The 15,067-nt window shown below is 66.0% G+C and carries 15 protein-coding genes; 11 read left to right on the top strand and 4 right to left on the bottom strand.

Features of this window, described 5'->3' with window-relative positions:
* Window positions 1–18 precede the first annotated feature (18 nt).
* From AC0MAZ_RS14480 to AC0MAZ_RS14495, 4 genes are all read left to right on the top strand, one after another.
* Complete coding sequence (locus AC0MAZ_RS14480) at window positions 19–2,253, top strand: Ig-like domain-containing protein (RefSeq protein ID WP_475858285.1); 2,235 nt, start codon at window positions 19–21, stop codon at window positions 2,251–2,253.
* Window positions 2,254–2,266: 13 nt separating this feature from the next.
* Window positions 2,267–2,737 (top strand): curlin, encoded by a 471-nt coding sequence (locus AC0MAZ_RS14485; RefSeq protein ID WP_203647065.1) that lies wholly within the window; start codon window positions 2,267–2,269, stop codon window positions 2,735–2,737.
* A gap of 30 nt (window positions 2,738–2,767) precedes the next feature.
* The gene (locus AC0MAZ_RS14490; protein WP_203647063.1) at window positions 2,768–4,213 is read left to right on the top strand and encodes a curlin; all 1,446 of its coding nucleotides are present in this window, start codon (window positions 2,768–2,770) and stop codon (window positions 4,211–4,213) included.
* Window positions 4,214–4,370: 157 nt separating this feature from the next.
* Entirely contained in the window at window positions 4,371–5,099 is a 729-nt protein-coding gene (locus AC0MAZ_RS14495; protein ID WP_475858286.1) for a DUF899 domain-containing protein, read from the top strand.
* Window positions 5,100–5,135: 36 nt separating this feature from the next.
* Here the strand turns inward: AC0MAZ_RS14495 and AC0MAZ_RS14500 are convergent, their stop codons facing one another.
* Window positions 5,136–6,017 carry a LysR substrate-binding domain-containing protein gene (locus AC0MAZ_RS14500; protein ID WP_203647059.1) on the bottom strand — a complete coding sequence of 294 codons (882 nt, stop codon included), beginning with the start codon at window positions 6,015–6,017 and terminating at the stop codon, window positions 5,136–5,138.
* Between the two features lie 158 nt (window positions 6,018–6,175).
* Here AC0MAZ_RS14500 and AC0MAZ_RS14505 point away from each other — a divergent pair, with 158 nt between their 5' ends.
* A complete protein-coding gene (locus AC0MAZ_RS14505) occupies window positions 6,176–6,820 on the top strand; it encodes an ankyrin repeat domain-containing protein (RefSeq protein WP_203647056.1) in 645 nt (214 codons plus the stop codon).
* A 48-nt stretch (window positions 6,821–6,868) separates the two neighbouring features.
* On the opposite strand, the gene AC0MAZ_RS14510 is transcribed toward AC0MAZ_RS14505, so the two are convergent.
* On the bottom strand, window positions 6,869–7,441 hold the full coding sequence (locus AC0MAZ_RS14510; RefSeq protein WP_203647054.1) for a LuxR C-terminal-related transcriptional regulator: 573 nt from the start codon (window positions 7,439–7,441) through the stop codon (window positions 6,869–6,871).
* 141 nt (window positions 7,442–7,582) lie between these two features.
* On the opposite strand from AC0MAZ_RS14510, the gene AC0MAZ_RS14515 reads away from it, so the two are divergent.
* The 5 genes from AC0MAZ_RS14515 to AC0MAZ_RS14535 all read left to right on the top strand — a co-directional run bounded on the left by AC0MAZ_RS14515 (window position 7,583) and on the right by AC0MAZ_RS14535 (window position 13,433).
* Window positions 7,583–8,761 (top strand): acetyl-CoA acetyltransferase, encoded by a 1,179-nt coding sequence (locus AC0MAZ_RS14515; protein WP_203647052.1) that lies wholly within the window; start codon window positions 7,583–7,585, stop codon window positions 8,759–8,761.
* A gap of 2 nt (window positions 8,762–8,763) precedes the next feature.
* A complete protein-coding gene (locus AC0MAZ_RS14520) occupies window positions 8,764–10,305 on the top strand; it encodes a class I adenylate-forming enzyme family protein (RefSeq protein ID WP_475858289.1) in 1,542 nt (513 codons plus the stop codon).
* Window positions 10,306–10,534: 229 nt separating this feature from the next.
* Window positions 10,535–11,869, top strand: a complete 1,335-nt coding sequence (locus AC0MAZ_RS14525) for an MFS transporter (RefSeq protein WP_203647050.1) — start codon at window positions 10,535–10,537, stop codon at window positions 11,867–11,869.
* A 288-nt stretch (window positions 11,870–12,157) separates the two neighbouring features.
* The gene (locus AC0MAZ_RS14530; protein WP_110737748.1) at window positions 12,158–12,454 is read left to right on the top strand and encodes a DUF3144 domain-containing protein; all 297 of its coding nucleotides are present in this window, start codon (window positions 12,158–12,160) and stop codon (window positions 12,452–12,454) included.
* Between the two features lie 157 nt (window positions 12,455–12,611).
* Window positions 12,612–13,433: a MipA/OmpV family protein gene (locus AC0MAZ_RS14535; RefSeq protein WP_254465026.1), complete on the top strand. Its 822-nt coding sequence runs from the start codon at window positions 12,612–12,614 to the stop codon at window positions 13,431–13,433.
* Window position 13,434: 1 nt separating this feature from the next.
* On the opposite strand, the gene AC0MAZ_RS14540 is transcribed toward AC0MAZ_RS14535, so the two are convergent.
* Together AC0MAZ_RS14540 and AC0MAZ_RS14545 are read right to left on the bottom strand one after the other, a co-directional pair.
* Window positions 13,435–13,899 (bottom strand): VOC family protein, encoded by a 465-nt coding sequence (locus AC0MAZ_RS14540; RefSeq protein WP_232856493.1) that lies wholly within the window; start codon window positions 13,897–13,899, stop codon window positions 13,435–13,437.
* A gap of 41 nt (window positions 13,900–13,940) precedes the next feature.
* Window positions 13,941–14,123: a DUF2986 domain-containing protein gene (locus tag AC0MAZ_RS14545; RefSeq protein WP_203647040.1), complete on the bottom strand. Its 183-nt coding sequence runs from the start codon at window positions 14,121–14,123 to the stop codon at window positions 13,941–13,943.
* 154 nt (window positions 14,124–14,277) lie between these two features.
* On the opposite strand from AC0MAZ_RS14545, the gene AC0MAZ_RS14550 reads away from it, so the two are divergent.
* Window positions 14,278–15,045 carry a ribonuclease T2 family protein gene (locus AC0MAZ_RS14550; protein ID WP_475858292.1) on the top strand — a complete coding sequence of 256 codons (768 nt, stop codon included), beginning with the start codon at window positions 14,278–14,280 and terminating at the stop codon, window positions 15,043–15,045.
* Window positions 15,046–15,067 lie beyond the last annotated feature (22 nt).

A 15,067-nucleotide genomic window follows, 5' to 3' on the forward strand; every position in this document is an offset into this window, starting at 1 on the left:
CGCCTTCAAGGAGGCCGCATGAATACTTGGTCGCGTCGGGCGCTGTGCGCCGCCGGTTTCACCCTTACCGTCAGCAGCGCGGCCTGGGCCGCGCTGAGCGAGGTCGATCCCGGCCCCTACACCTTCGCCACCGGGGGCTACCCGATGTGGTACAAGGACGCCAACAACCTTGCCCTGGAGCTGTGCCAGTCACGCGCCACCAGCTCGCGGGCACCGGGTGCGCCGGGCGCCCCGGCCTACATGTGCACGCTGCTGCCCGAGCCCGGGGTCTACGACGACACCCTGCCGCTGGTGTTCCCGGACAACTGGCCGCCGGAGATGTTCTGGTTCCTGGCCGAGACCGAGATCCCGCAGGTGGGCAACAGCGGCTACGAGCTGGAAGTCTATGTCGCCGGCCTCGAGGCGGCCTTCGCCGCCGAGAACCCGGTCAACGGCGACCAGCAGAGCTTTGCCCGCATTCGCATCCGCGCCTCGGTGCCGCGCACCGGCACCTACACCATCACCCACCCGTTCGGGGTCGAGACGGTCAACGTGACCACCGCCGGCCGACGGGCGATCAACATCACCCGCGACATCGGCATCGGCGCGCCGGGCAACTTCAGCGGCGCCCTGAACGGTAACCTCGGCCCGTTCCTGCGCGGCGTCGGCGGCCCGTACACCGAGGTCAACCCGGACACCGGTGCCACCGAGACTTTCGTCGGCGACCCGAACATCACCGAGGCGGTGACCGGCAGCCCGAACAACACCAACTTCGTGCGCATCCAGGGCCCGGCGGGCACCATCCAGACCAACGTCTTCACCGTCTCCGGCAAGGTCCTCGACCAGCGCCAGCAGACCCCGGTGACGCTGCAGCGCGCCACCTACCAGCGCAACGCCGCCGGCACCCGCGTCGAGGTCTTCGCCAAGGCGCCGAACAGCGCCAGCCTGTGCCTGCGCAACGGCCTGGCGCTGATCGGCTCGCCGCCCTCGCCATGCCAGTTCAGCATGCTCGCCGACAACAACGGGCTGTTCTTCAGCCAGCAGCTGAGCCAGGCCGTGCCACCGTCGGTGGTGGTGGTCACCGCCAGCAGCCCGGCCGGCACCACGCGGCCGACGGCGCTGTCGAGCAAGCTCAGCGATGTGGTCAAGGTCGCCACCGCACGCTACGACTGGAGCGCCAAGCGCCTGCTGGTCGAGGCTCGCTCCAGCGATGAAGTGGTGGTGCCCGACCTGCTGGTTCAGGGCTTCGGGCGCATGTCCAAGTCCGGCGTGCAGCAGAGCCTGACGGTCAACGACCTGGCCCAGCCACCCGCCAGCATCACCGTCAAGTCGGCCCACGGCGGTATCGACGTGGAGCCGGTGGTGGTGGTCGGCAATGCCCCGGTGCCCACCGAGAACCAGGCCCCCGTGGCCCAGGCCGACAGCGCCAGCACCAGTGTCGGGGTGCCGATCACCCTCAACCTGCTGGCCAACGACAGCGACCCGGACGGCAACGTGCCACTGAGCATCACCGACCTCACCCAGCCGGGCACCGGCCTGGGCGGCGTGGTACTCAACGGCACCACCGCGGTGACCTACACCCCGCCGGCCGGCGCCACCGCGCCAGTGGTGGCGACCTTCAGCTACCGCGCCCAGGACGCCAAGGGCCTGAAGTCGACCCCGGCCACGGTGACCGTCAACGTCGCGCCGAACCGTCCACCGAGCGCGGTGGCCGACAGCGTCGCCACCCTCGGCGTGCCGCTGACCATCAACGCCCTGGCCAACGACACCGACCCGGAAGGCAACCTGCCTCTGACCATCGCCAGCGTTACCCAGCCGACCCCGGCCGGGCGCGGCACGGTCAGCACCGACGGCAACGTGATCACCTACACGCCGCCGGCCACGGTGAGCGCGGCCTTCAGCACCAGCTTCAGCTACATCGCCCGTGACTCGATCGGCGCCACCTCGACGCCCGGCACGGTCACCGTGCAGGTGTCGCCACGGCCGGCCCAGGAAACCTTCGCGGTCACCGCGGCGACGGTCACGGCGCGCTCGAACAACCGCTTCAACTGGGATATCAGCGGCACATCCTCGGTGACCACCGGCAACACCATCACCGTGCGCGTGACCACCACCACCGGCGTGCAGACCCTCGGTACCACCACCGTGCCGGTCACCGGCCGCTGGCGCCTGACGGTGAGCAACAGCACGACCTTGGTGCCCACCGCCGCGCCGACCGCCACGGTGACCAGCAGCCAGGGCACCACGCGCACGGTCAACGTGGTGGTGCAGTAAACGGAGGGATGCCATGAACGCCCTGTACCCACTGCTGCTGAGTCTGGCCCTGACCGGCCAGGCCCTGGCCGACGACCTGATGGACAACGCCGACCTCGCCGTCGGCAGCGACCTCGGCGAGCCGCTGGTGCTGCGCCTGCTGCCGACCGCTGCCGGCCAGGTTGCGGTGATCGAGCAGCTGGGCACGGGCAACCGCGCCGCCCTCGACCAGAACGGCCAGGCCCTGCTGGGCCGGATCGTCCAGGCCGGGAGCGCGCAGGAGGCGTACATCCTGCAGGAAGGCAGCGACCTGACGGCCGCGATCAGCCAGCAGGGCCAGGGCAACAACGCCACGATCCGCCAGAACGGCAGCGACAACAGCGCCGCCATCGAGCAGATCGGCAACCACAACAGCGCCACCATCGACCAGCGCGGCACGGGGCTGAACAGCACCGTGACCCAGGCCGGCAACGGCCAGCAGGTCCATGTCAGCCAATACCGCTAGGCCCAACACGACAGATCTGGAGGCAACACCATGCACAAGCTCGCCCCCCTGAGCGCTGCCATCGTCCTGGCCCTTGCCGGCCAGGCCATGGCCGACGACAGCATCTCGACCCAGTCCCAGCAGGGCAACCAGAACATCGCCGAGGTCAAGCAGAGCCAGGCGCCGTTCGCCTCGGCCACGCAGAACCAGACCGGCCACGACCACAACCACATGGCGCTGCAGGACAACAGCACCAGCCATATCCAGCAGAGCGCCACCGGCTCGTTCAACGCCGGTTACGCCGAGCAGTTGTACGAGAACGGCAGCCAGATCACCCAGCAGTCCGGCGGCAGCCTCAACGACGCCTTCGCCAGCCAGTCGGTGGGCGAGAACAACGAGTCCCTGCAGATCCAGCTGGGCAGCGGCAACCGTTCGGTCATCTGGCAGGACACCCAGCTGGGCAGCCAGGCCACCACCTTGCAGTCAGGCCATGGCAACGACGCCACGGTCGAGCAGCTGTTCGGCGGCAGCAACAACAAGAGCGTGATCATGCAGGGCGGCACCGGCAACCAGGCGGCCGCCGAGCACATGACTCACCAGGACGGCGATATCGCGATCTACCAGGAGGGCAAGCAGAACTGGGCCTATGGCGACCAGCGCGACGGCCTGGGCGGCACCATCGGCATCGACCAGTACGGCACCGGCAACTCGGTGGAGGTGTGGCAGGACAACCAGGCCGCCAGCCAGGCCAGCGTGTACCAGAATGGCCAGGCCAACGAAGGCTACATCGACCAGAGCTTCGGCCAGGGCAACAGCGCAGGCCTCAGCCAGACCGGTCGCGGCAATGCCAGCTGGTCGGACCAGTACGAGACCAGCCAGGCGGTGACCAGTATTTCCCAAGTAGGCAACAACAACCTGCATTTCACCTACCAGACCGGCGACAACCACAGCCTGACCATCAGCACGGCGGGCAATGCCAACAAGATCATGGCCAGCAACTGGAAGGGCGAAAAATCCGGTGGGCAGTTCGGCGTCGGCCAACAGGCGCAGATCAACCAGACCGGGAATGGCAACGGCGTCAACATCACCCAGGAAGGCAACGCCCAGGTCGCGCGGCTGGACCAGAACGGCAACCGCAACCAGATGGAAACCCGCCAGGCCGACAGCAACAATGAGCTGTACTTCGAGCAGAACGGCAGCGACAACCTGCTCATCGCCGACCAGCGCGGCACCGCCAACTACGCCGAAGGCCTGGCCGCCGGCAATGGCGGCAGCATCACCCTCGACCAGTCGGGCAGTGGCAACCAGAGCTACACCTACCAGCTGTACGGCAATGGCAACGAGGCCACCATCAAGCAGACCGACGTGGCCAACCTTGCCTACGTGACCCAGGGTGGCAACGGCAACCAGGCGTTCGTCGACCAGAGCGGCGCAAGCCAGACCGCCACCATCACCCAGTACGGCAATGCCAACTCGGCGACTGTAACCCAGCAGTGACAGGCTCCCCCCTTGGACCGCGGTGTTTGCTCTCCCTGGCGCCGCGGTTCCTTTTTCCCCGCTTTGCGTGACCATCCGTCGGTAACGGCACAAGGCCTGTCGAAACATTCGCTACCCGTTCGACCACCTGGTGAACCCCCAGCGTGGAGTCACGCCCATGAGCCATCCCATCCCCAAGCATGCCGTGGTCACGCGCAGCCAGTGGCTTGCCGCCCGCCAGCAACTCTGGCTGCATGAGAAAGCCTTCACCCATCAACGCGATGAACTCGCCGCCGCCCGCCGCGCCTTGCCCTGGGTGCGGCTGGAACAGGACTACCGATTCCACGGCCCGCACGGCGAGCTGGGCCTGACCGAGCTGTTCGCCGGACGCAGCCAGTTGCTGGTCTATCACTTCATGTTCGCCGAAGGCTGGAACGAAGGCTGTCCGGGTTGTTCGTTCCTCGCCGACCACTTCGACGGTGCCAACCTGCACCTGGCCCACCATGACGTGTCCCTGGTGGCGGTGTCGCGGGCGCCCTATGCCGAGTTCCAGGCGTTCCGCCAGCGCATGGGCTGGCGCTTCCCGTGGTACTCCTCGCATGGCAGCCCCTTCAACCAGGACTTCGGGGTCAGTGTCGCCACCGACGGCAGCGCCCAGTACAACTACGAACCCTATACCGGCAACGAGGCGGAGCTGCCCGGGCTGAGCGCGTTCTACCGGGAGGCCGACGGCAACCTGTACCACACCTATTCCACCTATGCCCGGGGGCTGGACATCCTGGTCAACGCCTACAACTTCCTCGACCTGGCGCCCCTGGGGCGCAACGAGGAAGGGACGATGGACTGGGTGCGGCATCATGATCGCTATGAGGACGCCCAGGACAAACCCCACTGTTGTGGGGACTGAGAGAGTGCCATCGCGGGGCAAGTCGCGATGGCCGTATCAGATCGCCCGCAGCGCCAGCAACTCCGTCAGCACCTCGGCCAGCGCCTTGACCATCACGTCCGCCGTCGGCCGATGCACGATCACGATCTCGTAGCTGTCCACTTCAGGCAGCCCTTGCTCGGCACCCAATACCCGGTGCTCGGCCAGCGCCGCGCGTGGAGGAAGCAGGCTGATGCCCATGCCGTCGGCCACCGCTGCCTGGATCCCGCTGAGGCTGGAGCTGGTGAAGCTGATGCGCCAGCGCCGGCCCATGCCTTCGATCGCATTGATCATGTCGTCGCGGTACAGCCCGCGTGGCGGGAAGGTCACCAGCGGAATCGGATCGAGTTCGAAGGACGGTGTGCGTACGCTGTCGATCCACTGCAACCGCTCCGGCCAGCAGGCCACGCCCTCGCGACTGTTGCGCCGCTGCTTGAGCAGCACCAGGTCGAGCTCGCCGTTGTCGTAGGCCTGGCTGAGGTCGCGGCACAGGCCGCTGGTAACCTCCAGCTTGACCTGCGGATGGCGCCGGCTGAACGCGGACAGCGCGTTGGTGGTGCGTCCGCCGACGAAATCCTCCGGCACCCCCAGGCGCACGGTGACGCCGACCATGGCCCCGGCCAGGGCTTCGAGCATCTGGTCGTTCAAGGCCAGCATGTGGCGGGCATAGCCGAGCAAGGTCTGCCCGGCATCGGTGGGCAGCACGTCGCGGTTGCCGCGCACCAGCAGGCGATGACCGACCATGTCTTCGAGGCGGCGAACCTTCTGGCTGATGGTCGACTGGGTGGAGTGCAGCCGTGCGGCGGCGGTGGTGAAACTGCCGCAGTCGGCCACCACGACGATGGCGCGCAGCAGGTCGAGGTCGAACAGGGCCCTATTCGGTTTTACGCTGGAAGACATCTTGGTATTCAGCTTCTGAATGACAAACCTGACTTCTACCATGGGAACCGCTACCCGGCAACATGCGCAAATACACTGGGTTGCATCCAGATAATTCACTTCTGCTACAACGATCAGGGCCCTACATTGGAGCTTCGTCGCACAAGGAACCGATGCCCATGCGCCTGCCGTTCGCCGCCTTGCTGTTGAGCCTGAGCCTTGCCACCCATGCCGAGACCACGACCATGAACACCGCCTTGCTCGATGCCGCCCAACGGGGTGATGCGCCAGTCGTGCGCCAGTTGCTGGAGCAGGGCGCACCGCCGGACACCCGCGACGAGCAGGGCCAGACCGCGCTCTTGGTGGCGACCCACGCCAACCAGGTGGATGTGGCCAAGGTGCTGATCGAGGCCGGGGCCGACGTCAACGCCAAGGACAATATCAACGACAGCCCCTACCTGTATGCCGGCGCCCGCGGGCTGAACGACATCCTGCGCCTGACCCTGGCCCATGGCGCCGACCTGAGGAGTACCAACCGCTACGGCGGCACCGCGCTGATCCCGGCGGCCGAGCGCGGCCATGTCGAGACCGTGCAGCTGCTGATCGATGCCGGCGTCGACGTGAACCATCTCAACCGCCTGCACTGGACCGCGCTGCTCGAGGCGGTGATCCTCGGCGATGGCGGCCCGCGGCATGTGGAGATCGTGCGCCGGCTGCTGGCGGCCGGGGCGGATCCACGGATCGCCGACAAGGATGGCGTGACCGCGCTGGAGCATGCCCGCCAGCGCGGATACCAGGAGATGGTGGCCCTGCTGCAAAGGTAGGGTCCGTTCAGGCAAGCGACCTGTTTGCGGGTTGCTGATGACCCGCAATCAACTGATGAAAATGATCTTCGACACCAACTCCGCGCTGTTCTTCGCCTGCAATTTTTTCATCAGCCGTGCCCGATGCACTTCCACTGTCCGATGCGAGATCCCCAACCGCCGCGCCACCTCCTTGCAGGTCAGCCCATTGACGATATGCAACGAAATTTCCCGCTCACGCGGCGTCAGTTGCACCGTCGGCGCCGGCTGCCGGTCGAGCCGTTCGAAATGCCAGATCATCAGCTTGAACGGATCCTCCACCGTCAGCGTGAAGCCCTGGGCCCGGGCCCAGAACACCTCGCCATTGCGGTGCTGCATGAAGCGTTCGTCGGAGTAGAAGGCGCCCAGCCCGTTGCGCAGCCAGTGCTCGCTGCGCTCGCCGATGCTCTGGTAATCAGCGTGGGAAGGGTAGAGCAGCAAGGTCAGATGCCCGCGCAGTTCTTCACGGGTATAGCCGAACAGCCGGGAGAAGGCCTCGTTGCAGTCAAGCATGCGCCGGTGGCCGGTGATCAGTTGCGGCGCCGGTGAAACCTGGAACGCCAGGCGTTCGAGGTCCGGGGAGGCGTGGGTGGGTACGGTCATCAGGCTTCCTGCCTTGGTGCTTGTGGTGGTGTCCCGTACGGCTCACTACTTACTCGCGTACGTAGTTGCCCCAACTAGCGTGGGATTCGGGTACTGCCACATTGTATGCAATACCCGCTTCAAGGACAGAAGAAAACCACCATGCTCCACGATTCCATCTCCATCGTCGCCGCCGCGCACAGTCCCTTCGGCCGCCTGGATGGCCTGAACCTCGAGGACCTGATCGTCCAGGTCACCCGCGATGCCCTGCAGGACGCGGCCATCGACGCCGCCGAGATCGACGCGCTGTTCCTCGGCCACTTCAACTCAGGCCTGGTGGCCGACGGCTTCCCGGCCTCGCTGATGCTGCAGGCCGACCCGCAACTGCGCTTCAAGCCCGCCACCCGCTGCGAAAACGCCTGCGCCTCGGGCTCGGCGGCGATCCAGGCCGGGATCAACGCGATCCGCAGCGGCGCCGCCGAGCTGGTGCTGGTGGTCGGCGCGGAGAAGATGACCGGCAACAGCACGGTCGAGGTCACCCGGGCGCTGGCCGGCGCTGGCTACCAGAACGACCTGGCGGAAGCCGGGCTTAGCTTCGCCCAGCTGTTCGGCCAGGTAGCGCAGCAGTACACCGAGCGCTACCACAGCCCGTTGGCGTCGATGGCGGCCATCGCCGTGAAGAACCACGCCAACGCCATGGCCAACCCGCTGGCGCAGATGCACCGGGTGATGGACTTCGAACACTGCAACCAGGTGTCGCCAAGCAACCCGCTGATCGCCGCGCCCCTGCGCCTGACCGACTGCTCGCTGATCAGCGATGGCGCGGCGGCGATCGTCCTGGCCTCGCCCGAGCGCGCCCGCTCGATGCGCCGCCAGGTGGCGATCCGCTCGATGGTCCAGGTCAACGACTTCCTGCCGCTGTCGCGTCGCGACATGCTGGCCTTCGAGGGGCCGCAACGGGCGATCCACGGGGCGTTGCGCGAGGCGGGGGTGACCCTGAACGACCTGAGCTTCGCCGAGGTGCACGACTGCTTCACCATCGCCGAACTGCTGATCTACGAGGCCATGGGCCTGGCGCCAAGGGGCGAGGGGCACCGGGCGCTGGACGATGGCATCGTGCGCCAGGGCGGACGGCTGCCGGTGAACCTGTCCGGCGGGCTCAAGGCCAAGGGCCATCCGGTGGGCGCCACCGGGGTGTCGATGCATGCCCTGGGCTTCGCCCAGTTGACCGGCAAGCCCATCGGCCTGGGCGTGCCCAACGCCGAGTTCGGCCTGCTGTTCAACATGGGCGGCATGGCGGTGGCCAACTATGCCAGCGTGTTGCAAGCGGTCAGGGTCTGAGGATGAACATCGCCCATTGGCTGCAGGATGCGGCCCAGCGCTGGCCCGAGCGTCCGGCGCTGTTCGACGGGGAGCGTCAGGTGGCCGATTACCGGATGTTCGCCGCCCAGGTGCGGGCACGGGCACTGGAACTGCGTGACGTGCATGGCATCGAACCGGGCGACCGGGTGGCGTTGCTGATGAAGAACAGCTGCGTCTACCTGGAACTGCTCTACGCCATCTGGTGGAGCGGGGCGGTGGCGGTGCCGATCAACAGCAAGCTGCACGCCCTGGAAGCGGCCTGGATTGCCGGCAATGCCGGGGCGCGCCTGATCTATACCGACGAGGGCGAGCTCTTCGACAGCGCGACCCTGCCAGTCGGCTGCCGTGAGCTGGCTGCGCCTGTCCTGGCCGCGCCCGGCGCGCTCGACAGCGATCAACTGGCGCAGCCGCACCCGCGTCAGGACAGCGACCTGGCCTGGCTGTTCTACACCTCCGGCACCACGGGGCGTTCCAAGGGCGTGATGCTGTCCCATGGCAACCTGGTCGCCATGTCGCTGTGCTACCCGCTGGACGTCGACCCGGTAACCGCCGTCGATGCCGTGGTCTACGCCGCGCCGATGTCCCATGGCGCCGGGCTGTACAACTTCGTCCACGTGCGCTGCGGCGCCCGGCACGTGGTGCCGCTGTCCCGGGGCTTCCAGGCCGTCGAGCTGTTCAGCCTAGCGCAGACTCTGGGACAGATCTGCCTGTTCGCCGCGCCGACCATGGTCAAGCGCATGGTCGAGCAGGCCCGCCAACAGGGTTATGACGGCGCGGGCATCAAGACCATCGTCTACGGCGGTGGCCCGATGTACCTGGCGGACCTCAGCGAGGCCCTGGACACCTTCGGCCCGCGCCTGGTGCAGATCTACGGCCAGGGCGAATGCCCGATGACCATCAGCGCGCTGTCGCGTGAGGTCATCGCCGACCGTGAGCACCCCGACTGGCCCGCCATCGCCGCCTCGGTGGGGCGGGCCCAGGCCTGTGTCGAGGTGCGTGTGGTGGACGGCGCGGGCCAGCCGCTGGCGGCCGGCGAACCCGGCGAGATCAGCGTGCGCGGGCCGGTGGTGATGCAGGGTTACTGGAATGATCCGCAGGCCACCCGGGAGGCCCTGGTGGACGGCTGGCTGCGCACCGGCGACATCGGTTTTCTCGACGAGCGCGGTTACCTGAGCCTGACCGACCGCAGCAAGGATGTAATCATCTCCGGCGGCAGCAACATCTACCCGCGCGAAGTCGAGGAGGTGCTGATCCAGCATCCCGAGGTGTTCGAGGCCTGCGTGGTGGGGGAGGCCGACGCCGAGTGGGGCGAGTCGGTGGTGGCCTTCGTCGTGCCGCGCACGCCCGGCAGCCTCGATGCCCAGGTGCTCAACCAATGGTTCCTGGCGCGCATGGCCTCGTTCAAGAAACCGAAGAAGTACCTGTTCTGCGCCGAGCTGCCGAAAAACAGCTACGGCAAGATTCTCAAGACCCAGCTGCGCCAGTGGCTGCAGGACGCCGACGGGGCGTTCGCCAGCCACTGACCCTAATGCCAGTCAGTTAGCGCTTCATCGCACTTATTGGGGCTGCTTTGCAGCCCTTCGCGGGTAAACCCGCTCCCACAGGATCGCGCAAACGCTGAATCGAGCGCTGTACCTGTGGGAGCGGGTTTACCCGCGAAGGGTCGCGCAGCGACCCCAATTGGCTTAACTGACTGGCATTAGCCACTGACCCGCATCTTTCATGGAAAGCACCACGACAGGAGTTCCCGACATGGGCATGTCACCCGGCAACACCCAGCGCCAGCGGCGCCGCGCCTTTATCGGCGCCACCACCGGCCACTTGATCGAGTGGTACGACTACGGCGTCTACGGCTTCCTGGCCTTGTACATCGGCAAGGCCTTCTTCGTTTCCGACGACCCCACCAGCAGCCTGCTGGCGAGCTTCGCGGCCTTCGCCCTGAGCTTCTTCATCCGCCCGCTGGGCGGCTTGTTCTTTGGCCCGCTGGCGGACAAGATCGGCCGTCGCCGCACGCTGATCACGGTGCTGGTGATGATGGCCGGCTCCACCTTCCTGCTCGGTCTGCTGCCGACCTACGCCAGCATCGGCATCGCCGCGCCGGTGATCCTGGTACTGATCCGCTGCGTGCAGGGTTTCTCCGCCGGCGGTGAGATCGGCACCATCACCAGCTTCATTTCCGAATACGCCGGCCCCGGTCGACGCGGCTTCGCCACCTGCTGGCTGATGGTCACCGCGGTGCTCGGCCTGCTGCTGGGCGGCGCCGTGGCCAATGGCATGACCTGGGCGCTGGGCGCCGAGCTGATGCAGGACTGGGGCTGGCGGATCCCGTTCCTGATCGCAGGTCCCCTGGGCTTCATCTCGCTGTACATTCGTCTCAAGCTCGAGGACAGCCCCGAGTTCCTCGCCCTGGTGGAAGCCGGGCAGACCTCCAAGGCGCCGCTGCGCGAGGTATGGCAGTGGAAGCGCTCGATCGCCCTGGTGTTCTTCATCATCACCCTGCACAGCTCGATCTTCTACCTGGTGCTGACTTTCGCCTCGACCTACATGTCCAACACGCTGAAGTTCGACAGCGGCACCACCTTGCTCTACGTGTTCGTCGCCAGCCTGTCGGCGGCGCTGGTGATGCCATTGGGCGGCGCCTTCACCGACCGCTACGGGCGCAAGCCGTTCCTGATGGTGATCGGCACCCTGGCGACCCTGGCCATGTACTGGTTCTTCAAGACCGCGCCCGGCGCCACCCCGGCCACCCTGTTCTGGCCGCTGATGGCGGTGGCGATCCTGTTCGGGCTGTACGCTTCGTCGACCTACGCGTTGATGAGCGAACTGCTGCCGACGCGCATCCGCTCCACCGGCATCGCCATGGCCTACAACATCCCGGTGGCGGTGTTCGGCGGCAGTGCGCCGTTGATTTCCACCTGGCTGATCAAGGTGACCGGGGATATCACCGCGCCGTGGTACTTCTACGTGGGCACCGGTGTGGCGTCGCTGGTGGCGCTGGTGGTGCTGCGCAAGGAGGATTTCGTCGCCTGTGGCCACGATGCGCGGCAGTCTGTTGATCCGAGCCCTTTGAACCTGCGCTCGGTTTAAGGCGAAGGGACCTCTGTGGGAGCGGGTTCACCCGCGAAGCAGGCGGCGCGGTGGATGGCACCGGCTCTGCCGGTGTTCGCGGCGGTGCGGCGGTCCGATAAACCCGCTCCCACCGGTAGGGATTTCGAGCCTTGTATCCGGGGCAGGACAGCATTCTGTTACAGTCGCCGCCTCAATCTATCGGTCTGGGGATGCAGGCCGCACCCAACTGTGCGCGCCTGATGAGCCGGCTGTTCACTGTTCAGGCCAAGACGGCCTGAGACAAACATCTCCAATAGGTATACCGCCATGGCACAAGCCACCGACCAGGCCTTCTACGACCGCGCTGATGCGCATATCGAGCTGGCCAACCAGCAGATCGAGAAGCTCGAAGACCTCGGCAAGGTCAGCGCTTCGATGACCTTCGCCGCCAGTCGCTTCAATGCCTGGATGACGGCGCGCAGCTTCAAGTCAGCGCAGGAGATGGCCGCGGCGCGGGAGGAGTTGTTGAAGTACTTCTGCGAGCAGTACCGGATGATGCTCGAGGACAACCTCGACGAGCATATCCAGCACTTCGACCGCTATGTGCTGGGCCAGGACAGCTGAGGCCTACCCGGAAAATTCAGCCATCTTCACACGACCTTGACAATCGCTGGAAGGAACATTGACAGACCCTCGCTAGAGTGCGCGCCAGTTGAAATGCGCCGGGCAATCCCGGTGCGTTTCCCGCAGCGTCGAAAACTTTATCCAGCGAGTCATGATCATGTTCGAATCAACGTCCATCAGGAAGATACTGGGCACTTCGCTTGCCCTCAACGCGGCACTTGCCTGCAGCCAGGCCAGTGCCCAGGAAAAGACTGCGCCGGACATCATCTGGGGCGACGAGACCCAGGTCACCGCAGGCTTCGCCCTGCATGCCGCGCCGCGCTACATGGGCGCGAAGGGCAGCCAGGGCCACCTGTTGCCATCGGTGACCCTCCAGCGCGGCATCTTCTTCGCCGACAGCCTCAAGGGCGTGGGCGTCCAGCATCAGTTCGACAGCGGCTTCAGCGCCAGTCTCTCGCTCGGCTACGACTTCGGTCGTGCCGACGGTGACAGCAAGTACCGCGCTGGCTCGGACGATTTGAAAGGCATGGGGGCGGTAGGGGGAGCGACGGTGGTCAACATCGACCTGGCCCAGCAGGTCCTGCCCTGGCTGGCGGTCACCGCCGGCGCCGAGTTGCGCACCGGTGGCTACAAGCGCGGCAACAGCTACCAGTTCGGCCTGCTGAACACGCTGCACCAGAGCGACGCCGACATGGTCACCCTGGGCCTCAATGCGCATGCGGGGCAGGCCAAGTACAACCAGACCTACTTCGGCGTCACTGCCCAGCAAAGCGACAACACCGATTTCGATCGATTCAAGGCGGACAAGGGCATCCATGCCTACTCGGGCGAGCTGTCGTGGATGCACCGGTTCGACCCGCACTGGTCGACCATCGCCAGCGTGAACGTGATGCACTACACCGACCAGGTCCGCCACAGCCCGATCATTCGCCAGGACACGCCGGTCACCTCGACCGTCGGGGTGCAGTACGCATTCTGATTCAGGCTTGCGGGAGGAAGGCATCCTCGATGAAGGTTTCGAGCGCCTGTGCCTCGATGATCTCGATCGAGAAATGCCCGAAACGCTTCGGCAGCCAGATGATGCGGGCACCGGCAGGCGACTGCAGGTGCTCGCGCGCCAGCGGCTTGCCGTTCTCGTCCTCGGGCTGGATGCCGTTGGCCGTCAATTGGTCATAGGCCTGTTCGATGTCCGGCGTGGAGTAGCAATGGCGGTAGATCATCCCTTCGCCATGGCTGTCGAGCAGGTCCTTGAGGTTGCCCGCCAGCGGCTGCACCAGCATGAAACGCTCCTGGCCGATCCGGGCGATGGCGTAGTGCACATGCAGGCCGCCGCGCTCCCAGACGAGCGTGCGCGAGATCTCGGCGCCCAGCACCTGGGCGTAGTAGGTACAAGCGGCCTGCAGATCGGCGACCAGCACATCCACGTGGCTGAATTTCAGGTCCATCGCATCGCTCGCTATGTCGGCAGGTGTTGTCATTATCAGGCTCAGGGCTGTGCGGGGGAGGTGCTGTCTGCCGTGGCCTGCTCGGCGCCCAGGCTGGCTTCGGCCGCCAGTTTCAGCCGGTCGGCCTTGGAGATGTAGGTGTTGCGGTTTTTCGGCGCCAGTTTGGCGCTGGCCTTCTTGGCGTGGGCTTTCAACAGCTGGTTGATCTTTTTACGACGGTTCATGTTTTTTCGCTTCATTGGCGCCTGGTGGTACGGCAGGGACGAACGATACAACAAAGCGCCACTGACGAATCGTCATATTCGCGCTACACCATCACCTGACGGGTTTGTACGAGCGACAGGCACGGAGCCTGTCGAACCCGACAAGGAGGTCATCATGCAAGGATCACCACGGCATTGCGCTTGGGTCAGAACGCTGCTCTGGGGCTGGCTGGCCGCCGCCTCACCGATCTTCGCCGAGGAAATCTGCGCGTTGCCCGACGCCGTCGAGCCCGCGCCGGTGCGCCCGGTGGACTACGTCAACAAGGACCTGCCCACCGACTACCTGGCGCTGGTGCTGTCCTGGTCGCCGGAACACTGCGAGAGCCAGCGCAACAAGCCCAAGGCGCAACGGGACAAGCATGCCTTCCAGTGCTTCTCGGGCAATCGTTTCGAATGGGTGGTGCATGGCCTGTGGCCGCAGAACCGTTATGCCAAGTCCAATCAGGACCATCCTCGCAACTGCCAGAGCGTCGGCTCGCTGCCGGCGCCACTGGTCAGGCAGCACCTGTGCATGATGCCGGGGCCGGACCTGATGCAGAACGAATGGCAGGCCCACGGCACCTGTGGCTGGTCGTCCGCCGAACGCTACTTCGCCGATATCCAGCGGGTGTACGACACGCTGCGCCGTCCCGACACGCAAGCCATGCTCGGCAGCAACCCTGGCCCTAATCAACTGGTTAACGCCAGGGTCAGCGACATCAAGCAGGCCTTCCTGGCCCGCAACCCTGCATTGCCGGCACAGAGCCTGCGGGTCTCGGTGGGTTCGGGCAACCGTCTGAAGGAGCTTTGGGTGTGCCTGGACAAGCAGCTCGCTGCGATCCCGTGCCCGAGCGGCGGGACCCCCGACAATCAGCAGATCAAGGTCAGGACGCCGTTCCAGTAACCGGCCTGCAAGGAGTGCACCC

The organism is Pseudomonas sp. A, from assembly GCF_056270345.1.